A 26,840-nucleotide genomic window follows, 5' to 3' on the forward strand; every position below is an offset into this window, starting at 1 on the left:
AATAATACACCGCCCACTTTATCGTCCATGCGATATTGTTGGGCGATATTGGTTAAAGTTGCCATTATAACATTTTTTCATACAAAATAGTTTGACAGCACCCAAACTGATGGCGATAATATAGTTTATAAACAAGCAAGACATCGCGCTTGCCATACTCTCACCATAAGGAAAATTTATGCTAGCCCAATTACAAGCCCTTGAGCAAACCATCGTAGAGATGAAAAAGCAACACACGGTTACTGCCACCGAACTTGCCAACCTAAAGCATAAAATTGCCAATGACACCAAACCTGCTCTCATCAGCGATTTACAATTACGCTTAGATAAAACCAACCAAGAACTTGAACAACAAATCGATCGTGCTAATACCCTAGAACAATCTCGCAATGCTCTGCAAGCACAGATTGAGATACTGATTGAACAAAACCAATCTTTAAATGCCTATAATCAAGAATTAAAAGACAAAAATGCCCTTGCCATCTCTCGTGCCGAAATCATTCAAGAATGGCTAACCAAAATCGACAGCTAGTCCCATTTTGTCAATTTTAGATTTTATAAAGGAACAATAATGACAACCACCACTCCAAATCACGCTGAGCTTATCATAAAAGAACCGACCCAGTACAAGCCTGTGCATATCAGTATTGCAGGTACACCGCATCGCATCATCTGCCCAACTGATGCCATCAAATCTCTAGAAAAAAACGCCGAACAACTCAACGAAAAAATCCGTAACATTCGCCGAGAAATCACAGGAAAAAACCCAAATAACGAAGAACTTTTGGTACTTGCCTGCCTAGAATTGTACGACCAAATCCAAGCCCTAACCGATGAAGTCGCTGCCTACAAAGAGCAAGAAAACCAAGCCATCTCTTTGATTAACAAAATCAACAAAGAAGCTTACTCCATACTTAGATGATGGATTACTCTCTCAATCCATTGAAAAGATTTTATCAATTAGTTATACTTTCGGTTGGTTATATCCAACAAATCTTGGTGGCAAAGCGTGCCACCAATCACAACCAAAACTCAAGGAAAGCACATGAAAGTAACTCTCAAATCTTTAACGCTAGCGGTCTCTTTAGGACTATCTGCCATGCTAATTGGTGGTTGCAGTAATGACAAAGCCGAACCACAAGCAGACCAAACAGCAGCTGTACAAAGCGATAAATTGGAAACTAAATTTGTAACTGTAGGTACAGGCGGTGCATCAGGTCCTTATAACATCATTGGTACAGCATTGACCGAGTATTATGCCAAGACTTTTGGTGTCAATGCCAAAACTCAAACCACAGGAGCATCGGTTGAGAACATCAATCTGTTGTCTCAAAAGAAACTTGAGATGGCATTCGTCATGAGTGATGCTTTAAGCGATGCAGTCAATGGTCAAAACAAATTTGTTACCAATGTTGAAGGCATTTCTCAAATCGCAAGCCTATACCCAAATTATGTACAAATTGTCGCTTCTGGTGCTTCTGGCATTAAGTCTATTGAGGATTTAAAAGGCAAGCGAATCGCCGTTGGTGCTCAAGGATCTGGTGTTGAAGTAGCTACTCGTGCCCTACTTAAAGGATTTGGCATCACTTATGATGACATCGAAGTTGACTATTTAGGCTATGCAGAAGCTGCCGATGGCCTAAAATCTGGCAAACTAGACGCAGCATTCCTAACCAGCGGTCTACCAAACTCATCACTGATGGAACTACAGCAAGGTTTTGATCTACAAATTGTCGGTGTACCTGCTGACAAACTTCAAGAGATCGCCAAAGATAAAACCTTCTTTATCCCAATGGATATCCCTGCTAACACCTATGGCAACGAGACTGCCATACCAACTGCTGCCATCTTAAATGCTTTAGTGGTTCGTTCAGACATGAGTGATGATGATGTTTATAAGCTGACAAAAGCACTGTTTGATAACATTGAAACGCTAAAAAGCGCTCACCAAGCCGCCAATGACATCAGCGTAGAAAACGCTCAAAAAGGCTTAGTTGCACCACTACACCCAGGTGCAAAACGCTACTATGATGAGCAGGCTGACAAAAAATAATGCTCAATCACACCAACAAAACAACCGTCATAATGATTATGATGGTTGTGATGGTTGTTCTGTTTGTATTGATGACAACCGTGCCAATCAACACAGTCGCCATGCTACATGTTAAAGACATCTCTTGTCGGTTACCCAATGTTTTTAGTCTAAAATGGCGACATTCTGTTGAAAGGCAGTACTGGCAGGAAGTGTATCAACTGCATTATCCAAACATCGCCCTAAACAAGACCTACCTACAGACCTTTGGGGCAGGCACACCCAGTCTAGGAAGTACTGTTGATGCCCCAGATGGCTATGTTGGTCAAGCTGTTCATCTAACCTTAAAAGAACTCAACTGGCTAGTCTCAGCCAATATGCAAGGCGAGATTATCTTGGGTGATGGCATTGATGACGCACAAACTTGGGCGGTGTATCAGCTGATTGAACAGCCAAGCGAAGTGCGGATTTTGCCACAAAAATTAACCTTTTGGCAAAATCAATCCATACCAACATGCCAATCGCTAATTACCAGTCCTTAAAACAGTTTCATCAAGCTAAATTCATTGTTACACAAGACCAATTACCAACCCAATCGTCATCAGCTCAGTTGATGATACGCTCTATTGTAGATGCCCTAAATTGTATGTTTTAATCTTTGTTGGACATTGTCATGAACTCACACTCATCCACACCCCCATCAGATGCACAAGAGATTTTAGAAAAGTACGACCGTGAATCTGTTACCAGAAATAACATGGGAAAGGCGACCAGCTATATCATCGCCGCCCTTGCCATTGCTTATTCTATTTTCCATCTATATATCACATTCAATCCTTTGCCTGAGCTGATACAACGCTCAGTTCATGTGGCAGTTGGGATTGGCTTGATTTTTTTGATTTATCCTGCCACCAAAAAATCTGCACGCAATAAAGTTGCTCCGTTTGACTGGATTTGGCTCATCGCTTCCTTGTCAACCGCAGGCTATTTGATTTGGCAATACCAAGACATTGTCAGTGTGCGTGGCGGCATACCCAATCAGCTTGATGTCATGTTCTCAATCATTGCTGTATTGGTGGTGCTAGAGGGTGCAAGGCGTATTACAGGTTGGATATTACCAATTTTTGCACTGATATTTTTAGCATACCCATTCATCAGTCATATAGATTTTATGCCTGACCGCCTGCTGACCCGAGCATATGATATGGGAGATATTTTTGGGCAGTTATACCTAAAAACCGAAGGTCTGTATTCAACTGCCATCGGTGCTTCAGTAACCTTTATTTTTCTGTTCATTTTATTCGGTGCGTTTTTGGCTCGCTCTGGCATGGGTCAGTTATTTAATGACTTGGCACTTGCATTAGCAGGTCATAAACAAGGTGGTCCTGCAAAAGTTGCCGTCATCTCAAGTGGTTTTATGGGCTCGATTAATGGTGCTGCGGTAGCAAATGTTGTCGGCACAGGTGCGTTCACCATCCCCCTTATGAAAAAAGTTGGCTATGATAAAAACTTTGCAGGTGCAGTTGAAGCCAGTGCTTCAGTTGGCGGACAAATTTTACCGCCCATCATGGGAGCAGCCGCCTTTATCATGGCAGAAACCACAGGGGTGAAGTACAGTACGATTGCCTTGGCTGCCACACTGCCAGCCTTGCTATACTATTTGGGCGTGATTGCACAGGTGCATTTTCGTGCCGGTAAAAACAACCTAACTGGCATCTCTAAAGACAATCTGCCACAAGTCAAAGCCGTGCTAAAAGCTCGTGGTCATATGCTACTTCCCATTGTTTTTTTGGTTTATTTATTAGCAAAAAATATGCCTGTTGGCTATGCAGCGGCCTACACAATTGGTGTTACGGTCATCGTAAGCTGGCTGCGTCCTGAAACTCGCATGGGGCTATCAGACATCGTTGCGGCATTGATAGATGGTGCCAAACAATCACTGTCTGTCATGGCAGCGTGCGTGGTCGTAGGCATCGTCATCGGTGTGGTAAATTTAACCAGTTTTGGCACGGTAATGACTTCATCAATCGTTACCTTAGGTGCAGGGTCATTATTTTTGACTTTATTGCTCACCATGATTGCCTCTATGGTGCTTGGCATGGGACTACCCTCAATTCCTGCCTATATCATCACCGCCACAATGGCAGCACCTGCTCTTGCTAACTTTGATGTTCCTGTACTGGTGGCACATATGTTTGTTTTTTATTTTGGGATCTTTGCCAATATCACGCCACCTGTCGCACTGGCCGCCTTTGCTGGTGCAGGTATCTCTGGTGGCGACCCCATGAAAACAGGCTGGCAGTCTTTAAAACTGGCATTAGCAGGCTTTATCGTGCCATTCATGTTTGTGTACAATCCGAACATGATGATGATAGACACCACCGATATCGCTGTTACCGCCAAAGAGTTCGCCATGCCTGCTTGGCATGTCATCATCAGTGTTGCCATCACTTCTATCATTGGCGTACTTGCTTTGTCATCGGCAGTTGAAGGCTATTTCAAGGCCCCCATGCCAATTTGGCAACGCATCATCTTGGCGGTAGGTGCGTTTTGTTTGATTATTCCTGAAACAATCACAGACATTATCGGCATTGCTATTGTGGCAAGTATGATTGTGCTAAACATAAAATCCGCCAAATAAGACTCTCAACAAGCAGTTATTTCATCTAACAAAATAGCCAAGTTGTCTAACTTGGCTATTTTATGCTCTTTTGATAAGCGTACTTGATAAGATGCGTACAAGAGACGACGATATCACAACGATGTTTTTAGATTAACGCTTAAACTGGTACGCCCTAACACAGACTTCATGTCTCTTGTGCCAAAATCTCTTGACGCTAGGCTGATTATAGGGTATTTTGGGTAAATATATTGTTTTATCATTTAACTTTTATGACACACCGATTTTTTGCAATATTTTATAAAATCGCCCTGATTGCTTTACTCGCACCACTTCATCAAAACGCAAGTGCAAACACCGCCACACTCATCGCCACCCATCCAAGTGATGACAAGGCTTTTGTGCAAGGTCTTGAAGTTCTAGATGGCAAAAAATTACTCATGGCAACAGGTCTATATGGCAAATCAACCATTGGTATCTTTGACCTAGATACACAGCATCACACAATAAAAGACACCCTACGGCATGAATTTTTTGGTGAAGGGGCAACCATCACGCCTTATGGGATTTGGCAATTAACATGGCGAGAAAATGTTGCCTTTTTACGCAATTTACAGACCTTTAAGATTGTGCGTAATGCACACTATGCAGGCGAAGGTTGGGGCCTAGCTTATGATGATATAACCGATCGTCTTTATATGTCAGATGGTACAGACAGCCTACAAATTCGCCACGCCAAAACTTTTGAGCTTATCAGCACCTTGCCTGTACGGTATCAAGGGCGAAGCCTAAAGTTTATCAATGAGTTAGAATTTGCCAATGGCTTTATTTACGCCAATATCTGGCAGACCAACCTCATCATAAAAATCAACCCAAAAAACGGAAATGTCGTCCAATTTTATGATTTGACCGACATATTACAAAATGCCAATTTCACCCAAGAACAACGCCAAAAAATAGATGTTCTCAATGGTATTGCCCATATCAACGGCAATCGTTTTTATGTTACAGGTAAGTTTTACCCTTTAATCTTTGAGGTAGAGTTACCTTAGTCATGATAAAAAACAGACCAAAAGCGGTCTGTTTTTTAAGGTAACATCAGTTAAGGCGTAATTTTTCAAAAACAAGCTGTTTGTTATTCACGCCTACTACAATGGTATCGCCAGAAACAAACTCTCCTCCTAGCAGTTTTTGAGCAAGAGGATTCTCAATTTCTTGCAAAATAGCTCTTTTTAACGGTCTTGCCCCAAACACAGGGTCATAGCCCACCGACACCAGCTCATTCATCGCTTCTTCTGAGATCATAAGTCCTAGCTCACGCTCTTTGAGTCTGGCTCTTAGGCGGTCAAGCTGAATAGTGGCAATACCTGCCATGTGCGATTGACCCAGTGGATGAAAGACCACAATCTCATCAATGCGATTGATAAACTCAGGGCGGAAATGAGCATTCACCGAATCCATGACCGCAGATTTGATTGCTTCGTATTCATCGCCTGCCATATCAAAGATTTTTTGGCTACCAAGGTTTGATGTCATGATAATTACAGTGTTTTTAAAGTCCACCACACGCCCTTGAGAGTCGGTCAAACGCCCATCATCTAAGATCTGCAATAAGATATTAAACACATCTGGGTGAGCTTTTTCTACTTCATCAAAAAGCACCACACTATAAGGCTTACGGCGAACAGCTTCAGTCAGTACCCCACCTTCTTCATAGCCAACATAGCCTGGGGGAGCACCCACCAAACGGCTGACGCTGTGCTTCTCCATAAACTCGCTCATGTCAATACGCACCATGGCAGTTTCATCATCAAACAAAAAATTAGCCAATGATTTAGTCAGCTCAGTTTTGCCCACGCCTGTCGGTCCTAAAAATAAGAATGAACCGCTTGGGCGATTGGGGTCGGATAGCCCTGCACGGCTACGGCGTACAGCATTGGCGACCGATTTGACCGCTTCATCCTGACCAATCACCCGCTCATGAAGTGCCATCTCCATGGATAAAAGCTTCTCACGCTCGCCCTGCATCATCTTGGCAACAGGAATTCCTGTGGCTGACGAGACCACTTCGGCGATTTCATTATCCGTAACCTTATTTCTAAGCAGTTTGGGTGCATCTGCTTCATCATGCTGTTCATCAGTCAGGCGTTTTTGTAGCTCTGGAATCACGCCATACTGTAGGCGACCTGCTTCAGCAAAATCGCCTTCTCGCTGAGCTTTTTCTAAGGCGATGCGTGCTTTATCAAGCTCAATTTGAGCGTGTTTTGTGCCTTCCACTAGGGCTTTTTCTGCTTGCCAAATCTCTTCTAAGTCGTTATATTCTTTACTTAGTTCATCAATTTGGGCTTGTAATTGCTTCACCTGTGCTTGACTGCTTGCATCATCTTCTTTTTTGACAGTTTCCAACTGCATTTTTAGCTGAATGATGCGTCTATCAAGTTTGTCCAAACTTTCAGGCTTACTATCAAGCTCCATTTTGATACGAGAAGCCGCCTCATCAATCAAATCAATCGCCTTGTCGGGCAATTGACGATCGGTGATGTAGCGGTGCGACATCTTAGCGGCGGCGATGATGGCACTGTCTAGGATTTTAACCCCATGATGTAGCTCATAACGCTCTTTTAAACCACGCAAAATAGCAACCGTATCCTCCACACTTGGCTCATCAACCAACACCTTTTGAAAACGACGCTCAAGTGCTGGATCTTTTTCGATATATTGGCGATATTCATCAAGAGTGGTCGCTCCCACACAGCGAAGCTCGCCACGAGCTAAGGCAGGCTTTAGCATATTGCCAGCGTCCATCGCTCCGCTGGTTTTACCTGCCCCAACCATGGTATGTAGCTCATCAATAAACAAGATGATATTGCCATCTTGTTTGGCAAGCTCGTTTAATACCGCCTTGAGACGCTCCTCAAACTCGCCATGATATTTCGCCCCAGCAATGAGCGACCCCATGTCAAGCGATAACACCTCTTTGTTTTTTAGACTCTCTGGCACCTCGCCATTGATGATACGCTGAGCAAGTCCCTCAACAATCGCAGTTTTACCCACCCCAGCCTCACCTATCAACACAGGGTTATTCTTGGTGCGTCTGGATAAGACTTGCACCGTACGGCGAATCTCATCATCTCGTCCGATGACAGGGTCAAGCTTGCCCTCTTTTGCTCTTTCGGTTAGATTGATGGTGTATTTTTCTAGGGCGTTTCTAGTTTCTTCAGCATTGGCAGTCTTCACGGCATCTCCCCCTCTGATGTGATTGATGATGGTTTGTAATTTTTGGGTGTTGAGACCTGACCTATCCAAGATGGTCTTGGTATCAGCAGTTTGAGCAAGAGCAAACAACAGCCACTCACATGGCACAAATTCATCGCCTGCCTCATTGGCAAACTTTTCGGTCAAATTCAAAACCTGTGCCAAGTCAGGGGCGATGCTTGCCTGACCTGTAGGATTTGATAGTGTTGCTAAAGCATCAATCTTGTTATCAAGCTCGCTTTGTAATACTGTCAAATTCGCCCCTGCCTGAGTCAGCATGGCACGATAAGCATCATCTTGGGTCAGCACTGATAAAGCATGCACGGCAAAGATGGCAGTATGACTGCGACTCACCGCAAGCGACTGAGCGGATTGCAGGGTCTGTTTAAGTTTATGGGTATATTTATCAAAGTTCATTGAGTTTCCTAATGGTTTGATGTGCAGTCAAATTGACTTGCTTTGTTGTCAAATATATGCTAGGCATTTTGATTTTTTCAATAAACAATGACTGATAATGAATAAATAATTTTATAACTAATTGATTTTTAATATAATTTATAAATTTTTTAACACCCCTTGTAATTTTTTGGGTCATTCCCATATATAAAGAAAGTCTGTCTTTTTTATATTGGAAAATAAACATGACTCGTCTCACTCTACACACCCTAGACACCGCCCCAGAAAATGCTAAAGAACGCATGGAAGCTGTACAAAAAACCAATGGCTTTATTCCAAATCTTATCGGCGTGCTTGCCAATTCACCACAAGCACTGGAAATGTATCAAGAAGTGAGCAAGATGAATAGCAAAAACTCGCTCACACCAGAGGAAATTGAGGTAGTGCAGATTACCGCCGCTGTGCATAATAACTGCGACTTTTGCGTAGCAGGACACACAAAAATCGCCGAAGCACGCCTAAAAATGTCACCTGCAGTCGTAACAGCACTGCGTACTCGCACCAGTATTGATGAAAATGCAAAATATCAAGCCTTAGCCCAATTCACCATGCAACTTATTGACAAGCGTGGTCAAGTGTCTGATGAAGAACTAAAGACTTTTAAATCAGCAGGTTATAACGACCAAAATGTCCTAGATGTCATCATGGGTGTGGCACTGGCTACACTATGCAATTATGCAAACACCGTTGCCAAAACCGACACCAACCCAGAATTATCCGCTTTTGCACCAAATCGTTAATCATATCAGTTTTAAAACAAAATAACCTGTTAAAACAATAGGTTATTTTGTTTACCATGGCAAAGCATATCAAATTAAAATCGCAATCCTTCAAGCAACACCAACCTTGAAATATCATTTCATTCATCAAATGCCAACACAATCATCCCTAAACAGACCATGCTTAACTTTTTAGATATTTAGCTTGGGTGAAATAATTTAAAAGAATAAACCAGTATCAAACCAATCACCCATACCACTGCCTGAAAAATCAACACAAAGCGTTTTTGCCCCCTTGTGGCGGTTGCCATCTTATTGCCAGTTTTGATACTGATAAAATCCGCAAGCACCGAAAGCACCGCACACAGAGCAAATGCGTGATAGGCATAGCCATTGTTTTGTGTAATGCTAATCGCCACCGCCATCACACCCACAAAGAATAAGGATAAGGATAATATATTCGCCAATCTTTTGTTCATGACCATCTCCTTAGCCTAATAGCAACGCATCATCAGCAACCTTTTCACCACGAGTACGCTCAAACATATTCAATAAATCCTGTACCGTCATGCCGTGCCGTTCATCGCCTGACACATCAAGCACCACACGACCTTGGTGTAGCATCACTGTGCGTGTTCCGTGAGTGAGTGCCTGCTGCATTGAGTGCGTTACCATCATGGTGGTCAAACCATTTTCTTGGACAATTTTATCCGTCAGTTCAAGCACAAAAGCAGCCGTTTTGGGATCTAATGCAGCCGTATGCTCATCAAGCAAGAGAATTTTAGATGGTTGCAGGCTTGCCATAAGCAGGCTTACTGCCTGACGCTGACCGCCTGATAACAGCCCCATGCGGTCGGTCAAGCGGTTCTCCAGTCCAAGTTTTAAGATAGAAAGTTTTTCACGGAAAATCTCACGATTTTTGTTGTTTAATGCCGATGCCAAACTCCTAATACCACCACGCTTAAATGCCAATGCCATATTCTCTTCAATGGTCAAGGCTTCACAAGTACCCGCCATCGGATCTTGAAATACTCGTGCCACTAAATGACTGCGTTTGTGCGTAGGCAATCTAGTAACATCTTTATCATGAATCACCACCGAACCAGAGTCAGGCTGTAACGCCCCACTGATGGTATTTAAAAAAGTAGATTTACCTGCACCATTAGTACCAATTACGGTAACAAACTCACCGGCTGTAATATGCAGGCTGACGCCTTGTAAGGCAGGATTTTCAATCGGTGTACCTTTGTTGAATGTCAAACGCAGGTCTTTTGCAATCATCATAAGCCCATCACTCCGTTAGCCATTCACTGATTTTTTATTCAATTTTGCCATCAATTTACTGCGAAATTTTGGCAACATAAGCACAGACACCACCAATAGTGCCGTTACCAAGTTTAAATCTTGAGCACCAAAGCCAATGCTACGCAAGGTTTGGTTTGATAAGGCGATTTGAATGAATAGCTTATAGAACACCGCACCAATCACCACCGACAGCGTAATCCAAAACATTTTTTTGGCTGTCAGTACCGTCTCGCCAATAATCACCGCGGCCAAACCAATAATGATTGTGCCAATGCCAATAGAGATATCCGCCGCACCTTGTGTCTGGATAAATAAAGCCCCTGACAAAGCAATCAAGCCATTGCTGATTGCCATGCCAAGCACAATCATCAGTGAGGTGTTGATGCCCTGTGCCTGTGCCATTTTTAAGTTTGAACCTGTGGCACGCATGGCAAGCCCTGTTTGGGTACCAAAAAACCAATCCAAAAATAACTTAGCAACCACCACCACAGCCAAAGCAACAAGCACTCGCATCCAAGGGCTATTTTCTCCACTGCTAACAGCACTAAATACAGTCGTCTCCCCCAATATCGCTAAGTTAGACGCACCCATGATACGCAGATTGATTGACCACAAAGCAGTCATAACCAAGATGCCTGCCAGTAGGTGTAAAATGCCCAAACGAACATTTAAAAATGCCGTAACCACGCCTGCTACCATGCCGGCAAACATACCAAAAATACAAGCTACCCAAGGATTAAAACCTGCAAGAATGGCAACCGCTGCAACCGCCCCACCGAGCGGAAAACTACCATCTGCCGTCAAATCTGGAAAATCCAAAATGCGAAAAGAAATCAGCACACCCAGTGCCATCAACGCATAGATAAACCCATGTTCTAACGCCCCAAAAAAGGCAAGTAACGACATAATTTTTGCTCTTGTTTATTTAAATTGGTGCTAGCTCACGGCTTTTATGGGCTAGCACATACAACAACCCAACACAAAGTATCTCTTAGCCCAACAGCGAAGGCGATGCTAAGTACTGCTACTCAATAATCTTTTTGGCTTTATCTAAGATACTCTGTGGCAATGTTACACCCTGCTCTACTGCGTGCTTTGGACTAACATGCAAATCAAGCTCGCTAGCACGATAGATGGCTATCTCGCCCGCTTTCTCACCTTTTAGAATGCGTGCTGTGATTTTGCCTGTTTGGATACCTAGTTCATGATAGTTCACGCCAAGTGCTGCGATTGCACCTCGTGCTACTGTATCAGTATTTGAACCAATCAATGGCAACTTAGCCTCTTTAGCAACTTTAGCAAGTGCTTCATAAGAGCTTAATACATTGTTATCTGTCGGGGTATAAATAACCTCCACACGACCGACTAGGCTTTGGGCAGCCATGGCAATATCGCTTGCTTTTTGGGCAGGTGCTTCAATGATATTTAGACCCATAGGCATGGTAATCTCTTTGAGTTTTTTTAGCGTAACAGCAGAATTTACCTCACCTGGGCTATATACAAATCCAATATTCTTGGCATTTGGCACAATCTCTTTAATCAACTTAAGCTGTGGCTCAAGTGGCAACACATCAGATGCACCTGTTACATTCGTACCAGAACCCTCAAGAGTACCCACCAGTTTTGCCTCAACAGGGTCAGTAACCGCTGAAAATACCACAGGAATGGTATTGGTTGTAGCGACGATAGGCTGAGCTGATGGGGTGGCGATGGCGATGATGGCATCAGGATTATCCGCAGCGAACTGCTTAGCAATTTGTCCTGCAGTAGCAGTACTGCCTTGTGCAGATTGGAAGTTTACCGTTAAATTCTCGCCCTCTTTATAGCCTGCATTGCCAAGCTCCTCGATTGCACCTTGACGCACTTCATCAAGTGCCGGATGCTCCACAATGGCAGTAATGGCAACGGTTTTTGTGCTTGTCTGGGTGTCAGCGGACACTTCTGTCTGATTACCACCGCAGCCAAACAATGTTGCTCCTAGCAGCGTAACGCCCATCAATTTAGCAAGTCCATTGATGCGATTTGAATGTAACATACTCATCTCCAAAGTTGTCATCCCATACATTAGGGGAGATTATCAATAAAAAATAATTCATCATAAACAAATTGTCATCAGATTTCAATCATTGATAACAAAAACATCATAAAAAAACCATCACCCATGAGTAATCATCACTTTTAATTTTAGACTACATTAACCAAAAGTTGTTATACCACCTTGCATCTCAAGTGTATCTTTGCAATTAACTTACCAGCTTATCACCACCAAATTAAGATTAAGAAAATACGCTTGATACCAACCCAAAACCCACACCCCCCAATCATAGTAATGATTAGGGTTGTGTTTATTGATGATACCAATTAGGCTTTATTGTTTCGGTGTGACATCAACATCAATAGCACCTTTTTTAACTTCATCACTTAAAGCCACACCCTGCTCATTAGCGTGTTTTGGGCTAATATACAAGGTCAGTGCATTCATGACCTGTGGTTTGATTTCACTAGGCTGTTTACCGTCTAGTACTTGAGCAACCATCTGTGCTGTTACCACACCAAAATCAAAATCATTCACCCCTAAAGCAGCAGTTGCACCACGACGCACCGAAAATTCATCTGATGCAATGATGGGCAAATCAAGCTCATTGGCTACATTCACCATCGCTTCCATCGCAGCGGCAACATTATTATCCAATGAAGTGTAGATCAAATCTGCACGGCCATCTAGAGCACGGGTCGCACTTGCCACATCTGCTGAACGATTGGCCGGAATATCCACCAGAGTCATGCCATATTTTGGCAAAATTGCCTGTAGGCGTTCTTTTAGCGATACCGAATTGGCTTCACCTGGACTATACACAAAGCCGATACGCTTAGCATCTGGTTTGACTTTGGTAAACAGTTCAATCTGTGGCTCAAGTGGCAGTTGGCTTGATAGACCTGTAATGTTTGCTTGTATGGCAATGTTGTTATGGTCAATGAGTTTGGCGGCGACAGGGTCAGACACCGCTGTGTAGATCAGCGGAATCGCCTGTGTGGCAGCAGCTAGACTTTGGGCGGTTGGGGTTGAGATAGCAACAATCGCATCAGGACCATCTGCAACAAACTGCTTGGCGATTTGCCCTGCAGTCGCCATGTTTCCTTGTGCTGACTGGAAATTAACCGTTAAATTTTGACCATCTTTGTAGCCCAAATCCCCAAGCCCTGCAATGACACCATGACGAATATCATCTAGTGATGGATGCTCAACAATGGCACTGATGGCAATGGTTTTGGGTGCTTTGGTTGCAGTCTCTGCCGACTCTGTCGCTTTTGACTCCTGAACTTTAGCTTGATTGCAGGCAACCAAGGCGGCCGCCGTCAATGTCACAGCGGATAATTTTAAGACATGAATAGATTGCATCTTTTTCTCCAAAAGAAATTCATCACAAGATGGGTTTGGCACAATGTTTGGTTCGTTGTGCCAACATTACTGAATTAACCAATATTGATTATTTAGATGATACACCATTGTATCACATTGACTGCGTTTTGTAACTTAGGACTTAGGCAACTTCTCTCACTTTCAGCTCATCTGATTAAATTTGCCCAAGTCTTTTTTGCTCTTTTGCTTAATCGCTCTCTCACCCACCCAAAAAAAAATCCCAAATCATAATTTGGGATTTTTGGTGCAGACGCCAAGATAACCACCAGTCATCAGTAAGTATCATCACTCTCAACGATGGTTAACTCTACATTCTCATCTACAACAGGTTTAGGCGTAGGAGCATTTTCGGCAGGTTGTGGCTGTGTTTTTGGTTTAGGTGATTGAGCTTTTGATTGCCCTGCTTTTGCTTCGGCAGTCTCTTGGCGAATTTGTACCTGTGGCACTTCTTCATCATAAGATTGATTAATGCGTGGCGTAGCGATTGGTTGTACTGGCTCTAAGCGTACTGTTGGGGCGTTTTGAGCATTGGTGCGTGATTCGCCTGCCATGCTGTATGCTGAAGCGGTCAGCGTATCTGCCAGTAAATTGATGATGGCATTATCTGTACCGATGATTGCTTTGTTGTTGTCAATGGTATAAGCAAATCTCTTAACCACCACACGATTATCACCCACAAGCATCGCCCCCACTTCGACAGCCTGTTCATCAAAGCTGAATTGATTGGTTAATCTAAAGGTCTTGTTGGCATAAGCAATGTCTTGTGCTGATAAGGTAAAATGCACATCAGCATGACACATTGCTCCAGAAGCAGCAACATTTTTTAGGTCAATGTCAATCTCACTTAGTTTTTGGCGTACTTGCTGTTCAAGTCCTAAGCGAGTTGCATTGTTGTAGTTTTGGATTGATAGCATCGCACTATCTAAAAGCCCCATTTGGATTGCATCCACCAAACGATTACGCAAACTTGGCTCATCACAAACCGCTTCAATCTCTTGAACGACAGGCTCAACCACTTCAATCTCAGCTTCTATAGGCTGTTCTTGCTTTTTATCGCAAGCACTTAATGCTACGATTGATACGCCCATCGCAACAGTCGCTGCCAACTTAAATGCATTGTTTTTTGTCATCTTTAGTACCCAATTTTTTATAATAAAAATAACCACAGGCGAATTGGCAATGGTTTTATGATAAAATACGCAAAGACCAGCTGTGAAATCTGATGGATAAATTTTTAATATAAGATATTTTATTCATTATATCACAGCTTATTTAACTTTTTAAATAAACAAAATCACGAAAGTTGGTCAACAAAAGACAAGCTTCCCTATTCTTTTTTACAAAATACCACATAACATGACTTGGCACGCCACATCGTCAAACACACCCATCATAAGCGACCGCAACTTTGACCCCATCGCCGACCACTTTGCCAAAAAAGTCTATGGCAGTCTAAAAGGTGCCATTCGCTTGGCTGTTTTAAAGCAAGATATTACCGAAGCTACCCAAATACTCACCACAAAACTGGGACGACCTTTAAAGGTGCTTGATGTAGGTGCAGGGATAGCACAGATTAGTCTTATGCTTGCCAAACAGCATCACTGCACCATCAGCGACATCTCTGGTAATATGATTAATAAAGCCAAGGAAGTCGCACACCAAGAAAGCCTAGACAATATACGGTTTTTGGTTTGTCCTTATCAAGAGCTTGGCGAGCATATCAAAGGCGAAAAATTTGATTTAATCTTGTGCCATGCGGTGCTTGAGTGGCTAGCAGAACCACAACTTATCATGGATTTTTTTGATGAATTTTTGGCAACAGGCGGTCTGCTTTCATTATGCTTTTATAACCCTGCTAGCTTGGTTTATCGTAATTTGGTAATGGGTAATTTTTATCAGCTTGATAAGCCAAAACCTGCCGATAACAAAAGCCTAACCCCAAACAGTCCTGTTGGCAATGACAAGGTAGAATACTGGTTATCATCTCGCCATTATCAAGTACTGATTCGCTCAGGAATTCGGGTTTTTTCTGATTATGCACCGCTTAAGCGTGGCGGTCTGACCAACCCCGATGATGTCATTGCGATGGAGATACGGTATTCTAGAGAGCTGCCATTTCGCTTGATGGGTCGGTATTTGCACATCTTAGCAAGCAGAACATAGGTTTTCAGTGGCAATCATAAAAGATAGCGACCAAGCACCGCATTAACCGCACTCTCGGTACGCAAGATTCGATCGCCTAGTCCCACCGCCGATACCCCAACAGAACGCAACAGGTCAATCTCATAAGGAATAAAACCACCCTCCGCCCCAATCGTTATCAGCGTCGGCATACCCTGATTCGCACAGAACTCACCAAACCCTTCTGAATCATAAGGGTGGAATACCACCGCCCGCCCTTCATCCATCAAAGATGGCAATTCATCTTGCACAAAGGGTTTAAAGCGTTTGGCAAAAGTAATTTTAGGTGGCACGGTATCAACGCCCTGCTCCAATCCATCTACGATAAAATCATCGATGCGTGCAAGCATTGGCGAACCCCAGTAGCTTTTATCTGTACGATAGCTATTAATTAAAATAAAGTGTGGCACACCGATTGCCGTCATATCCATCACTAAACGGCGTAATACCTTTGGTCGTGGCAAAGCAAGCATGACGGTAACAGGTAGCTTCTTAGGTGGCGTTTTATTCAGCACCACTTCATCTAGCAATACTTGATTGTCATCTATCAGCACAATGCGACCCACCCCAAGCCGACCACCTAGCACACCAAGCCTTAAACAATCCCCTATCTCTGCTTTGAGTACAGATTTGATGTGATTGACCTGCCTTGTCTCATTGATGACAAGTCGTCCTGATACATCAATATTATGCTGTTTTAATAAAATGATATTCATAAGTTTTGATTAATCGCTTTGATTGGTTGTGCTGTCTGTGATTGATAGATGTATCAAGAGCTGTTCGGCCTGTTTGGTAGCAGCGTTTTCTTTGGCAACTACTAACTGCCTACCTGCCATGCCTGCCTGATGAGCTGCATCTTCATCAAATAGCCACGATGCCACCGCATCAGCCAAACACTGAGACGCACTATCTGTTATGGTCAGGGCTGACACTTTTGATAAACCATCAACAAGCTCTTCACAGTTTTTGATGAATTTGCCCATTACGACAGGTTTGGCAAGTGCCGCAGGCTCAATCGGATTATGCCCACCGACATCAACAAACGAACCACCAACCACCGCCACATCACACACCGCATACCACGCCAACAACTCTCCCATGCTATCTGCCAGATAAACTTGGGTATCTGGATCAATTCGTTCTCCTTTTGAGCGTCTATGCGTGATGAATGTTGATGATTGGCACAAGGAAGCTACCTCATCAAACCGTTCAGGATGGCGTGGCACCAAAATCAGCAAGGTGGCTGGGTCGTGTTCTATCAGTTTTTTGTGAGCTTGTATCGCAAGCAGCTCCTCTGCATCATGTGTACTGCCGACCAACCAAATAGGTCGATGACTAACACCTTGCCATATCTGTACTTGCTGTATCAGTCTTTGATTGTCCGCACTTAACTGATGAACGCTTGACCACTTTAGTGAATCCATCACTGACACCTTGACCTTATCCGCACCAAGCCTGACAAATCGATCTGCCGATGCTTCGTCTTGAGCAATGATGGCGGTCAAGTTTTGCATCATGCTAGTACTTAGTTTGGGAAATTTAGCATAAGATTGATAGGATTTTTCAGTTAAGCGAGCATTCACCATCACCGCAGGAATCTGCCTCTGGCGTAGCTCATATAGTGTATTTGCCCATAATTCTGTCTCAATAAACAGTGCCATAACAGGTTGAATATGCTCAATGAATACCTGTATAGTTTTTAAGTTATCCACAGGGACAAAGCTGTGATTAACTTTCGTTCCCAATAGCGGTTCAAAAAGCACAGAAGCACGGTTAAATCCTGTCTGTGTGGTACTGGTGATCCATAGATTAAATCCTTGATTTAAAAGAATTTTTAACATGGGATAAGCAGTATTTAGCTCGCCCAAGCTTACCGCATGACACCAAATAACCCTGCCATGACAACCACTCTTATTTACTTTTTTTTCAAGGTTATCCACAGGGATATGCACAGCAGTGGGTGCAGGTAAATAGGTTTGCCCAAACCGTTCTTTAACCTCTCGCATATAGGTGGGTAGGTGCTGTGATTTTTTATGCACCATGTAGCGATATATCGGCATGGCAAGGCGAATGGCAATGGGGTAATAAATGGGTGGTTTCATGACGGCATCATCTAAGATATTAAACTTATTCAGCGATATCATATTGTAAAAGAATCAAAAAAATACGGCAAGCCATCGCCTGCCGTATGATCAAAAAAACATCACATCAACAAATTAGACACTAAGCATACTATTAATAAACTCAAGGACATTTTTTGATTTGGCTGTTTTTTGCAATTCAATCAGCTTGCTCTTAGCATACGCCCTGCTGTCGTCTTGAAGTGTATACCAACGATCCAATCGAGCCAACATGCGTGATGCTACCGCAGGGTTGATGTCATCCAACTTGGTGATGGCATCTAAATATAGATTTAGCCCTTCTTCACTCCACAGCTGTACAGGTTTGGCAGACAAGCCGCCTAGCGTCGTACGCACACGATTAGGCACTGCCCAATCATAATCCTTGCGACTCATAAGAGACTCAACGAATGCCACATCACGACTACTTGATCTTGCTTGAATCAAGAACCAGTCATCAATCACCAACTCCTCATCCTTAAATCGCTCATAAAAGTCAGCAACAAACTCATCAGCATAAGGCAAATCAAAAGCTATCATCGCCGACAATGCCCCTTGTCGCTCGCTCATACAGTTCGCTTGTTCATACTGCTCTTTAGCCCACGCCTCTGTCTCTGGCACCTTCGCCAACAGTAATAGTTCTAACAGCACATTTCGTAGCAAACGGCGTCCTCGTGCATCAGGCGTATCTTCATAAGTCTCTATCGGCAACGAGCGATACCAGTTCATCGCCTCATCTTTTAGGGCGTGTGCGATTTGTTGCTGTAGGGCATCACGCACTGCCTTGACTGCTTTAGGGTTATAATCTTTATCATAAGACATCGCAAGCTCCGCCTCGCTTGGTATGTCAAAGAGTCTAGCAGTCAACATAGGGTCTGTTGTTATCAGCTTAGCAACGACAGTGCGTAAAGCATCAGTCAGCAGACTCACTTGGTCAGATTTACCCAATAGCAAGCGATTAACCAAAGTCTGGATTGCCTGCCAGCGGTTAAAGCCTTCGCTTTCAAAAGCAACAAGCTTCATCAAATCCTCATCGCTGTATTCAAAGTTGAGTTTTACAGGAGCAGAGAAGTTGCGTAACACTGAAACAATCGGCTTTGCCCCATCAGACAGACCGATACCATCAAAAACAAAACTGTCCGCCTCTTTGGTCAAAAACAGCATTTTTTGTGCCAAAAGCTCACCTGTGTGGCTATCAAAAATAGCAGTATCCACAGGAATTGGCAGGGCAATCGGAGCATCAAAACCTGCTACATGACGGGTCTTTTGTGATAGATTGACAACAACTTGACCGTCCTTAAATTCAAAATCACCTGATAGCTCTGGCGTGCCTGGCTGACCATACCATTTTAAAAAGTCCATCACCCTCTCATCGCCGACCGACATGGCAGACAAGAAGTCCTCGATGGTAACCGCTTGTCCATCATAACGGCGAAAATACTCATCTGTACCTTGTCTATATTTATCTTTGCCAAGGAAATTGGCAATCATGCGAACAATCTCCGCCCCCTTTTCATAGATGGTCATGGTGTAGAAATTGTTAATTTCCACAAAACTCTCAGGGCGTACACAGTGTGCCAAAGGACCTGCGTCCTCAACAAACTGATGTGCTCGCAAGAACGCCACATCTTCGATACGCTGTACCGCTTTTGAGCGAAAGTCCCCAGAAAAGCTTTGGTCTCTAAAAACAGTCAGACCCTCTTTTAGGCTTAACTGAAACCAGTCTCGGCAAGTAATACGGTTGCCCGTCCAGTTATGAAAATACTCATGGGCAACAACTGATTTAACACGAAAACTGCTTTCATCGGTAGTGGTTTGTGGACTTGCTAGCACACATGAAGTATTAAAGATATTTAAACCCTTATTTTCCATCGCCCCCATATTAAAATGCCCTGTCGCCACAATCATGTAGCGGTCTAGGTCATAAGCACAACCATAGTTATCCTCGTCCCATTTCATGGCATCTTTTAGGGCTTGCATGGCGACATGGCATTTATCCAAATCCTGCTTCGTAGCATAGATTTCAAGCAACACCTCTCGCCCTTCACTGGTGGTAAAATTGTCTTGCATGACATCAAGATTGGCAATCACACAAGCAAACAGATAGCTTGGCTTTAAGGTAGGGTCGTGCCATACGGCAAAATGACGCTCGCCTAAATCACCTGATTCTATCAGGTTGCCATTACCCAGTAGGGTTTTGTATTTTTTATCCGCTTCAATACGAGTGGTAAATTCAGCCAACACATCAGGATGGTCAGGATAAAAGGTAATTTTTCTAAACCCTTCAGGCTCACACTGTGTAACAAACATGGCATCATCGCCTGTGCCGGCCTGATATAATCCTTCTAAAGCTGTATTGGTTTGCGGATAAATTTTGACGCAAGTACGCACCACGGCTTCATCTGGCATGGCATCAATGACTAGCGTTTCATCATCTAGCGTGTAGGCATCTGCAGATAATGCCACATCATTCACAAAAATGGATTGTAGCTGTAACTCACGCCCAAACAGCACAAACTTGCCTTCATGCTGACGATGCACTGTCAAGGTCGCCTCAACTTGGGCATACTCATCAAACAACCCAATATCTAAATGAATCTGGCTGACTTTGTAGGTAGGTGGCGTATAATCTTTTAAATAAACTTTTGTTGGGGCTTGATTGGTCATACTTACTCCTTTTTTTAATAAACACGCCATAGTACCAAAATTCTTAGCAGAAAAAAAGTCCAATTTGCCGTAATTTTCATGACAACCAATCATTTGCCACATAACCAGTCTAGACTTTAACCCAAGACAATCCAATCATCATAAAAGCTGTGAGCATAGTCGCCATCAAGTGCCTGCTCAATCAAACACAATATTTGTTAAAAATTTTATCCACAAAAAAAATAACCCTAAACACAGTTAGGGTTATTGTTGTTAATCAAAATCAGATTAGAAGCGGTAAGCCACGCCCACTTTTGCGATTGGGTACCAGTTTGAATACTCTTTGCCTTCGATGGCTTGAGCAGCTGCTTTGTTAAAATCAGCATTGGCTGATTTGATGTGAACATCAGACTTACCTAAGTAAGTTGCACCCACTTCACCAAACACACCCCAGTTGTTGCCAAGGTTAGGACGGAAACCAACTGTTAGGTAAGGGGCTAATTTATTACGATGCTCAATAGTACCTTCAACAGTGCCCGTTACATCATATTCAGTTCCGTTAACGGTTTGCTTGCTAGTAGCGTTATTGGTTTTTACTTTAATGTGGTTATCAGGAACGATAACGCCAGCACCTACAGTAAACCAGTTCGCTGCTGGGCGAAGTTGTACGCCCAAATATGGGTTGGAAAAATCAGTTTCTACATCATATTTAGTGCCATCAACTGAAATATTATCTTTGGTGAATTTTGCAACATCGCCACCAGTCCAGCCAGCTTGCAACTCAACACGGTCATTGACCGACCAAGCGACATTCGCACCATAACCTAACGATCCCGCTTCAACGCTCACTGCCGCTGGTTTGGTTGCGGTTTTTAATAAAGTTTTTGTGCCATCAATAACAGCTACTGTTGTCTTTTTTGCACCGGTAACAACTACTGTACCAGCATCAGTAACGACATTAGCCATTGCACTGGTAGATAGTAGAACTGCAGCACCAATTAGTGATAATTTCATGGTTTTCATGAGTTTGTCTCCTAAAAATAAAAATTCATTGGGCTAAAATCGCCTCAATGACGCTTGTGTTGTTATTGGTGAGCGTATTAAAAACGATTTTTGTCGCTTTGTCTACCTACGATTTTACTATTTTTGTATCAGTTTGTAGAGATACACCACAGCTCTTATCATATTTGCAACAAAAAGATTGATGGTTCACACAAAATGTACAAAACCAAGTCCATCAAAATGACTCAACCTGATGGATTGCATATGAAGAATGGGCATATGACAGTATCAACACGCCACTTCTTTTATCATTATCACACACTCGCCAATTACAATCTTTTTTTGGCAAACCTCATTCATCACCACTTTGACCAATACTCCTAACATCATACCATTTAATAAATGTCAGTGTTTGTGTTGACGGTGATTGATGGCTAATTGGCGTGTCTTGGTTGATATTGTTCATAGCGGTTGATGGTGCATCAACTGCCAGATATGCTAGATTGTCATTATCCTGCATGGGATTTTTCGCCCTGCGATAGATAAATTCTTGCACCAACACCTGATGAGCAACCCCTTGTTTATTTAAGCACGCCTTAACCGTTTCATATACACCCAAACAGCTTGTCGCCTGCTTTGTGGCGAGTGAATAAATGGTAAATCTATACGCATCTGGCGGTACTTTTACAAAACCTTGCTCATTATTGCTGACTATTTTTTTAGAATTGGCAACCTGCCTTTCGTCTTTTGATACCGTCTCATCGTCCATTGATTGCACAGAAAGCCACAGCCATACTTGTCCATCAGTACAGCTTATCTGACCTGTCATCATCAAGCCAGATGAAGCAAAGTTATCCACACCACGCTTAGGCTCATAACACAGCTGAGCTGATGTTTGTTGATTAAAATCACCCTTATTAAGATGGTGTGCCACCAAAGTGTCAATAATACCGCCATCACTCATCAGACGCTCTTTTATTGATGGTTGGCGAAGTAGCATTAATGGCGTATCTGCCATTACAAATAATTCTTCAACTGAAGTTTTAGCAAAAGCATAACGGACATCCGTCATACTCTGGCGTATCGCCAAAGCAGATAGACCCGAAATCAATAGCACCGCCACCAAAACCAATATCAGCACATAGCCTTTTTGAGCATTCACGGCAACACCTTTTGATTAAGAACAACCCTATCAATCGCACCACCATTCACCACATTACCCATCACATTTCTGAGTCGTACAGAAAAATGGTATAGCCATCTGTCATGACTGGGCGAATCCTGCTGTAGCACCACCTTTTTGCCAAAAATTTCAAAATCTCTTGGTGCATCATCACGAGCTGACGGCGTGGGTGAATAACCTAAAAATGCCACATTCATCATCACAATAGGCTCATCTTGATTGGCGTGATTGGCATACTCAGTAATTGGCATAAATCTAATACCGTCTTGACTTGCCACACCAACCTCCACCCAAAGACCCTCAACATGACTGGCAATCACATCACCTTGACTACCCACACCAATGATGGTATTGGCAGCTTTACTTGATGACTCTGTATCAATGATGGCTTTAATGTATGCAGACGACCCACGACCTAGTCGTCTATCCCGCGTGCCATCTCGTGTGATACTTTCTGGAACAAAGCGTGCGGCATCACACCGAAGGTTCATCACACCATCGTTATTTTGGACAAAATATCTTTCAATGACCACTTGCCCCTCAATATGTCTCATCTTGCCACCCTTTAAGCGAGCATTTCGTGGCCCTAATGCCATCTCGCCCTCGCAGTCCCACATGTCTTGTGGTGCACGGTAGATGATGGTAAGCTGATGAGTGGGCATGGTTGTGCGGTTATTCTTTGGCTGAACATCAGCCCTGCTCAAATATCGTGCAAGATTAGACACGCTGTGGCTTTGATGGGATAACTGATCAATATGCACAAGAACACCCTGCGGATTGGGCTGTGATAATACCTTATCATCAATACCAAGCCCTGCCAGTCTTAGACTCTCGGTCAACCCCTGCACCCCAAAAATCTGATGTTGCAACCGATAAGTCAAATTCTCCTGAGCAACAATGCCATTTAAACTCATGACATAGGCTTGAGCAACCATCAATACCACCATTGAAGCAATCAACAGAGCAATCATCATCTCAAGCAGGCTCAATCCACAAGAATTGCTTAATCTTCGCCCAACTCTTAATCTTGTCTTTGCTGTGGCAAACCCCACCATCAATGCACCACCATCATCACACACTTTGCTCCTGCATTGATACCACCTGCTTTATTCATGCAGCCTTGCTCGCCCTTTATTGCCTTGGTTTCGCCCCATACAGCCACCAGACAGCGTCCGTCTGGGCAAGGCAAAACATTCATACGAACGCCATGAGTGGCAGCAACCTTAGCCGACTGTACTGCCTGATACTTAACTGACTCTTCTGGCGTGCAGACTCTTTGATGGCAATGGGTGTTTAAGGTGTCTAGAGCTTGGCGATAATTACTCATCATCTGTCCACTGACATCACCCAAATTCCTATTGAGCTGAGCAAACAAAGCCTCATAAGCCCGCCCAACCGATTCATCATGTCCTTGTAGTATTTGAGCTTGGTTGCCAAGCAATGATACGGCGTGTGTGCGTATGGCGGCATCTTGGCTGGTATGATATGCTCGCATCTGCACCGACAAAAACCCAAAAAACACCATTGACACCAACAACAATGCCACCATCACCTCAATGAGTCCAAAACCAGATTCTTTTTGCATTCTCTCAAGCCCCATACTCAATCCATACTGACTTAGATGGTCATAAAACTTAAATGTGCGAAAACTGAGCACTGCCATGTGCTATGCACACCGCCAACACTTTAATATCTAAAGAACACGCCCAAATTGTCGTGGCGGCCGCCTTAAGTGTCGCCCCTGTGGTTACCACATCATCAAACAAAATGATTTGTGATACAGGCGGTGTATCGGTCATGGCAAAGGCATCTTGGATATTGCTCAATCTTGACTGTCTATCTAGCCCTCGCTGATGTATCTTATCATCCACTCGGCAAAGCCCTTGCCAGATCGGCAGACCCCAATGATGCGACAAGGCTTTAGTAAGCATCGTTACAGGGTCAAAGCCACGCCGAACCAGACGCTTATTGGTGGTAGGAATCGGCACAATCACTGTATTATGCTGATGACAACCAATGGGCTTTGGTAACTGATGAATGGCATGAAGCAACACCATAAAAGAAGGCAGACTTTCATGGTCTTTAAACCGATTGATGGCGTAATTGATGGGGTATTGATAAAAAGTGGCACAATATAAATAAAATGATGGCTGAATCTGGCGATGACCACCCGCCATTGGTGCAGGCAAGTCAGCCTGCAGGAGTATGGGCGGTAGGTGCCATCTCATGAGATGATGACAGGCAGAACAAAGAATGGGTAAATCCGATCTGTTGTCTTGATATGATGTTATCGGCTCATGGCATAAGGCACACAGACCATGCCATTTGCGGATTTTTTGTGCCAAAAAGTATGGTGAAAAACGCACCACTTGAGTACGTTTTTTTGCATTATTCAAGCGTTTTATAAGCCCATCCAGTCATTTAGCATCACACCAACACCAATAGAGGTTGCCTCGTGATTATAGTCAATCAGTGACTGACCATAGCCTTGGAATAGCTGTACATAGCCACTAATCCCCTTACCAATGGGGTGTACATAGTCAAGCTGCAACGCCCCTTTTCCTGTTTTTGGGTTAAAGCGTGCTGTACCTGAGATGTTTTTGTCATTATTTAGATGATATAAAAATTTCACATCACCATATCCGTAATAATCCAAGATATCTGGGTTGTCATCAGGCTTTGAACCCCCCTCTTTTAGGATACGCCCCCATAGGCGTGGCATCACAGTTAATTTACCCCACTCCATGCCAGCCATCACATAACCACGATTCCACGATCGAGACCAAGGATTATCCTCACCATTGGAATGATGCACCGCACCCACACCAAGCATTCTAAGCCTACCCCCAAAAGGCAAATCCGCCACCACAGGCTGAGTTAAGAATATCTCAGGTTCATAATCATGTGCACGAAATGGACGAGAATTATCCTCATTATAAATCTGCCAATGTGCCAAATGCGTATAACCAAACCACAAATCCGCATTACTACCAAACACATCTTCTGCCATCTTAGATTTGACAGATATTTGATATTTAAGCTCAGGAGCACGCTGATCATTAGATGTATAATGCCACGCCTCTTGAGTTGGCGTACCTGGACTGCGATTTGGCTTGCCATGTAAATACATGGGTAGAATATACACAGGATTGTGTGGACGCACACGCCATAATCCCTGCTCGCTATTTTTATCCAAATCATAGCTGATAGACAGCGGTGTATAACGCTCTATTGTCTTATCGTTCATTTCAACACCGTCATTAACGGCATTATACGCTGTCTCGTTCTTGGCAAATATCACCTGTCGGTTGCCTTTCACCACGCCTTTAACCGTCTCCCCCAAGACAATGGCTTGTTTTTTTTGTAAGACAGATGGCAATTTGCCCTGTGCTAATGAGTCAAAGCAAGCTAAACGAGCCGCATCGTTCACCACCGCCGCACAATCATGAAACAACACCTCCCCTTCTGCTCGAGTCTTAATCGGTCTACTGCTGTCATCAGTTGCGACCGTTGCAACATTAGAAGAAGAGACGCCGTCCGCTGTCTTTTCAGAAACAACATCATCTGCCATCGCAGTCATGGCAACGCCCAGTCCCAAACCAAGTACACTTTTTTGTAAAACTTTATTTAACATCTTCACAACCATCATTAAAAAAAGACCAACATACCAAGCATGATAGGTCAGAATATACCAAGTAGCAAAAAGCCACCAAGCAAAAAACAGTAACAATAAAAAGAAAATAACCTAAGTCAAACCATCAAAACCCACTCAAACCTTAGGTCTTGATGCTCAATATAACCATCTTGATAGCGACCCACTATAAAAAACACACTCACCACAGCCATAAACAGTCGCACACTCACGCTTTGCACCACACACACCTTCTTGCTTGTTGCACT

The 26,840-nt window shown here is 43.3% G+C and carries 24 protein-coding genes; 8 read left to right on the top strand and 16 right to left on the bottom strand.

Annotated elements, in window-relative coordinates; genetic code table 11:
- Nucleotides 1-178 precede the first annotated feature (178 nt).
- The 6 genes from ACERC6_RS02540 to ACERC6_RS02565 all read left to right on the top strand — a co-directional run bounded on the left by ACERC6_RS02540 (nt 179) and on the right by ACERC6_RS02565 (nt 5,704).
- Complete coding sequence (locus tag ACERC6_RS02540; RefSeq protein ID WP_284673189.1) at nt 179-532, top strand: hypothetical protein; 354 nt, start codon at nt 179-181, stop codon at nt 530-532.
- Nucleotides 533-571: 39 nt separating this feature from the next.
- Nucleotides 572-922 carry a cell division protein ZapA gene (locus ACERC6_RS02545; RefSeq protein ID WP_284673190.1) on the top strand — a complete coding sequence of 117 codons (351 nt, stop codon included), beginning with the start codon at nt 572-574 and terminating at the stop codon, nt 920-922.
- A gap of 123 nt (nt 923-1,045) precedes the next feature.
- Nucleotides 1,046-2,053, top strand: a complete 1,008-nt coding sequence (locus ACERC6_RS02550) for a TAXI family TRAP transporter solute-binding subunit (protein ID WP_373627698.1) — start codon at nt 1,046-1,048, stop codon at nt 2,051-2,053.
- Between the two features lie 32 nt (nt 2,054-2,085).
- Nucleotides 2,086-2,574 carry a DUF1850 domain-containing protein gene (locus ACERC6_RS02555; RefSeq protein WP_373627697.1) on the top strand — a complete coding sequence of 163 codons (489 nt, stop codon included), beginning with the start codon at nt 2,086-2,088 and terminating at the stop codon, nt 2,572-2,574.
- A gap of 131 nt (nt 2,575-2,705) precedes the next feature.
- Nucleotides 2,706-4,673, top strand: a complete 1,968-nt coding sequence (locus ACERC6_RS02560) for a TRAP transporter permease (RefSeq protein ID WP_373627696.1) — start codon at nt 2,706-2,708, stop codon at nt 4,671-4,673.
- Nucleotides 4,674-4,924: 251 nt separating this feature from the next.
- Nucleotides 4,925-5,704 (top strand): glutaminyl-peptide cyclotransferase, encoded by a 780-nt coding sequence (locus tag ACERC6_RS02565; RefSeq protein ID WP_373627694.1) that lies wholly within the window; start codon nt 4,925-4,927, stop codon nt 5,702-5,704.
- Nucleotides 5,705-5,750: 46 nt separating this feature from the next.
- Here the strand turns inward: ACERC6_RS02565 and clpB are convergent, their stop codons facing one another.
- A complete protein-coding gene (clpB, locus tag ACERC6_RS02570) occupies nt 5,751-8,324 on the bottom strand; it encodes an ATP-dependent chaperone ClpB (RefSeq protein ID WP_373627693.1) in 2,574 nt (857 codons plus the stop codon).
- Between the two features lie 224 nt (nt 8,325-8,548).
- Between clpB and ACERC6_RS02575 the strand changes: the two genes are divergently transcribed.
- Nucleotides 8,549-9,103 (top strand): carboxymuconolactone decarboxylase family protein, encoded by a 555-nt coding sequence (locus ACERC6_RS02575; RefSeq protein WP_284673195.1) that lies wholly within the window; start codon nt 8,549-8,551, stop codon nt 9,101-9,103.
- Between the two features lie 179 nt (nt 9,104-9,282).
- On the opposite strand, the gene ACERC6_RS02580 is transcribed toward ACERC6_RS02575, so the two are convergent.
- The 6 genes from ACERC6_RS02580 to ACERC6_RS02605 all read right to left on the bottom strand — a co-directional run bounded on the left by ACERC6_RS02580 (nt 9,283) and on the right by ACERC6_RS02605 (nt 14,938).
- Nucleotides 9,283-9,561 (bottom strand): hypothetical protein, encoded by a 279-nt coding sequence (locus tag ACERC6_RS02580; RefSeq protein ID WP_284673196.1) that lies wholly within the window; start codon nt 9,559-9,561, stop codon nt 9,283-9,285.
- A gap of 10 nt (nt 9,562-9,571) precedes the next feature.
- Nucleotides 9,572-10,366, bottom strand: a complete 795-nt coding sequence (locus ACERC6_RS02585) for an ABC transporter ATP-binding protein (protein WP_373627691.1) — start codon at nt 10,364-10,366, stop codon at nt 9,572-9,574.
- 15 nt (nt 10,367-10,381) lie between these two features.
- Nucleotides 10,382-11,293: an ABC transporter permease gene (locus ACERC6_RS02590; protein WP_373627690.1), complete on the bottom strand. Its 912-nt coding sequence runs from the start codon at nt 11,291-11,293 to the stop codon at nt 10,382-10,384.
- A gap of 118 nt (nt 11,294-11,411) precedes the next feature.
- On the bottom strand, nt 11,412-12,422 hold the full coding sequence (locus tag ACERC6_RS02595; protein WP_373627689.1) for an ABC transporter substrate-binding protein: 1,011 nt from the start codon (nt 12,420-12,422) through the stop codon (nt 11,412-11,414).
- 333 nt (nt 12,423-12,755) lie between these two features.
- Entirely contained in the window at nt 12,756-13,787 is a 1,032-nt protein-coding gene (locus ACERC6_RS02600) for an ABC transporter substrate-binding protein (RefSeq protein ID WP_373627687.1), read from the bottom strand.
- 293 nt (nt 13,788-14,080) lie between these two features.
- Nucleotides 14,081-14,938 carry a hypothetical protein gene (locus tag ACERC6_RS02605; protein ID WP_373627686.1) on the bottom strand — a complete coding sequence of 286 codons (858 nt, stop codon included), beginning with the start codon at nt 14,936-14,938 and terminating at the stop codon, nt 14,081-14,083.
- Nucleotides 14,939-15,164: 226 nt separating this feature from the next.
- Between ACERC6_RS02605 and ACERC6_RS02610 the strand changes: the two genes are divergently transcribed.
- Nucleotides 15,165-15,971 (top strand): methyltransferase domain-containing protein, encoded by an 807-nt coding sequence (locus ACERC6_RS02610; protein WP_373627684.1) that lies wholly within the window; start codon nt 15,165-15,167, stop codon nt 15,969-15,971.
- Between the two features lie 14 nt (nt 15,972-15,985).
- Here the strand turns inward: ACERC6_RS02610 and ACERC6_RS02615 are convergent, their stop codons facing one another.
- The 9 genes from ACERC6_RS02615 to ACERC6_RS02655 form a co-directional block, all read right to left on the bottom strand.
- Nucleotides 15,986-16,705: a 16S rRNA (uracil(1498)-N(3))-methyltransferase gene (locus tag ACERC6_RS02615; RefSeq protein WP_373627683.1), complete on the bottom strand. Its 720-nt coding sequence runs from the start codon at nt 16,703-16,705 to the stop codon at nt 15,986-15,988.
- 9 nt (nt 16,706-16,714) lie between these two features.
- Nucleotides 16,715-18,091, bottom strand: a complete 1,377-nt coding sequence (locus ACERC6_RS02620; RefSeq protein ID WP_373627682.1) for a 3-deoxy-D-manno-octulosonic acid transferase — start codon at nt 18,089-18,091, stop codon at nt 16,715-16,717.
- Nucleotides 18,092-18,205: 114 nt separating this feature from the next.
- On the bottom strand, nt 18,206-20,776 hold the full coding sequence (pepN, locus tag ACERC6_RS02625; RefSeq protein WP_373627681.1) for an aminopeptidase N: 2,571 nt from the start codon (nt 20,774-20,776) through the stop codon (nt 18,206-18,208).
- A 267-nt stretch (nt 20,777-21,043) separates the two neighbouring features.
- Nucleotides 21,044-21,778, bottom strand: coding sequence for a hypothetical protein (locus tag ACERC6_RS02630; protein ID WP_373627680.1), 735 nt, complete (start codon nt 21,776-21,778; stop codon nt 21,044-21,046).
- 331 nt (nt 21,779-22,109) lie between these two features.
- Nucleotides 22,110-22,919 carry a hypothetical protein gene (locus ACERC6_RS02635; protein ID WP_373627678.1) on the bottom strand — a complete coding sequence of 270 codons (810 nt, stop codon included), beginning with the start codon at nt 22,917-22,919 and terminating at the stop codon, nt 22,110-22,112.
- Nucleotides 22,916-24,019, bottom strand: coding sequence for a PilW family protein (locus tag ACERC6_RS02640; protein WP_373627676.1), 1,104 nt, complete (start codon nt 24,017-24,019; stop codon nt 22,916-22,918). The genes ACERC6_RS02635 and ACERC6_RS02640 overlap by 4 nt, the downstream gene beginning before the upstream one ends.
- Nucleotides 23,995-24,603: a prepilin-type N-terminal cleavage/methylation domain-containing protein gene (locus ACERC6_RS02645; protein WP_284673209.1), complete on the bottom strand. Its 609-nt coding sequence runs from the start codon at nt 24,601-24,603 to the stop codon at nt 23,995-23,997. The genes ACERC6_RS02640 and ACERC6_RS02645 overlap by 25 nt, the downstream gene beginning before the upstream one ends.
- Nucleotides 24,575-25,336: a ComF family protein gene (locus tag ACERC6_RS02650; RefSeq protein WP_373627674.1), complete on the bottom strand. Its 762-nt coding sequence runs from the start codon at nt 25,334-25,336 to the stop codon at nt 24,575-24,577. Before ACERC6_RS02650 ends, ACERC6_RS02645 begins: the two co-directional genes overlap by 29 nt.
- Before the next feature lie 5 nt (nt 25,337-25,341).
- Nucleotides 25,342-26,574, bottom strand: a complete 1,233-nt coding sequence (locus tag ACERC6_RS02655) for a phospholipase A (protein ID WP_373627672.1) — start codon at nt 26,572-26,574, stop codon at nt 25,342-25,344.
- Nucleotides 26,575-26,840 lie beyond the last annotated feature (266 nt).

Origin of the sequence: Moraxella sp. E33BD, assembly GCF_041807865.1 — a bacterium.
In the GTDB taxonomy this organism is placed as follows: Bacteria; Pseudomonadota; Gammaproteobacteria; order Pseudomonadales; family Moraxellaceae; genus Moraxella; species Moraxella haemolytica.

Bases quoted from the DNA above. Each gene is read 5' to 3' on its own strand.
- ACERC6_RS02540 (WP_284673189.1), top strand. From the start codon at position 179: ATGCTAGCCCAATTACAAGCCCTTGAGCAAACCATCGTAGAGATGAAA.
- ACERC6_RS02545 (WP_284673190.1), top strand. From the start codon at position 572: ATGACAACCACCACTCCAAATCACGCTGAGCTTATCATAAAAGAACCG.
- ACERC6_RS02550 (WP_373627698.1), top strand. From the start codon at position 1,046: ATGAAAGTAACTCTCAAATCTTTAACGCTAGCGGTCTCTTTAGGACTA.
- ACERC6_RS02555 (WP_373627697.1), top strand. From the start codon at position 2,086: ATGATTATGATGGTTGTGATGGTTGTTCTGTTTGTATTGATGACAACC.
- ACERC6_RS02560 (WP_373627696.1), top strand. From the start codon at position 2,706: ATGAACTCACACTCATCCACACCCCCATCAGATGCACAAGAGATTTTA.
- ACERC6_RS02565 (WP_373627694.1), top strand. From the start codon at position 4,925: ATGACACACCGATTTTTTGCAATATTTTATAAAATCGCCCTGATTGCT.
- clpB (WP_373627693.1), bottom strand. From the start codon at position 8,324: ATGAACTTTGATAAATATACCCATAAACTTAAACAGACCCTGCAATCC.
- ACERC6_RS02575 (WP_284673195.1), top strand. From the start codon at position 8,549: ATGACTCGTCTCACTCTACACACCCTAGACACCGCCCCAGAAAATGCT.
- ACERC6_RS02580 (WP_284673196.1), bottom strand. From the start codon at position 9,561: ATGAACAAAAGATTGGCGAATATATTATCCTTATCCTTATTCTTTGTG.
- ACERC6_RS02585 (WP_373627691.1), bottom strand. From the start codon at position 10,366: ATGATGATTGCAAAAGACCTGCGTTTGACATTCAACAAAGGTACACCG.
- ACERC6_RS02590 (WP_373627690.1), bottom strand. From the start codon at position 11,293: ATGTCGTTACTTGCCTTTTTTGGGGCGTTAGAACATGGGTTTATCTAT.
- ACERC6_RS02595 (WP_373627689.1), bottom strand. From the start codon at position 12,422: ATGTTACATTCAAATCGCATCAATGGACTTGCTAAATTGATGGGCGTT.
- ACERC6_RS02600 (WP_373627687.1), bottom strand. From the start codon at position 13,787: ATGCAATCTATTCATGTCTTAAAATTATCCGCTGTGACATTGACGGCG.
- ACERC6_RS02605 (WP_373627686.1), bottom strand. From the start codon at position 14,938: ATGACAAAAAACAATGCATTTAAGTTGGCAGCGACTGTTGCGATGGGC.
- ACERC6_RS02610 (WP_373627684.1), top strand. From the start codon at position 15,165: ATGACTTGGCACGCCACATCGTCAAACACACCCATCATAAGCGACCGC.
- ACERC6_RS02615 (WP_373627683.1), bottom strand. From the start codon at position 16,705: ATGAATATCATTTTATTAAAACAGCATAATATTGATGTATCAGGACGA.
- ACERC6_RS02620 (WP_373627682.1), bottom strand. From the start codon at position 18,091: ATGAAACCACCCATTTATTACCCCATTGCCATTCGCCTTGCCATGCCG.
- pepN (WP_373627681.1), bottom strand. From the start codon at position 20,776: ATGACCAATCAAGCCCCAACAAAAGTTTATTTAAAAGATTATACGCCA.
- ACERC6_RS02630 (WP_373627680.1), bottom strand. From the start codon at position 21,778: ATGAAAACCATGAAATTATCACTAATTGGTGCTGCAGTTCTACTATCT.
- ACERC6_RS02645 (WP_284673209.1), bottom strand. From the start codon at position 24,603: ATGGCAGTGCTCAGTTTTCGCACATTTAAGTTTTATGACCATCTAAGT.
- ACERC6_RS02655 (WP_373627672.1), bottom strand. From the start codon at position 26,574: ATGTTAAATAAAGTTTTACAAAAAAGTGTACTTGGTTTGGGACTGGGC.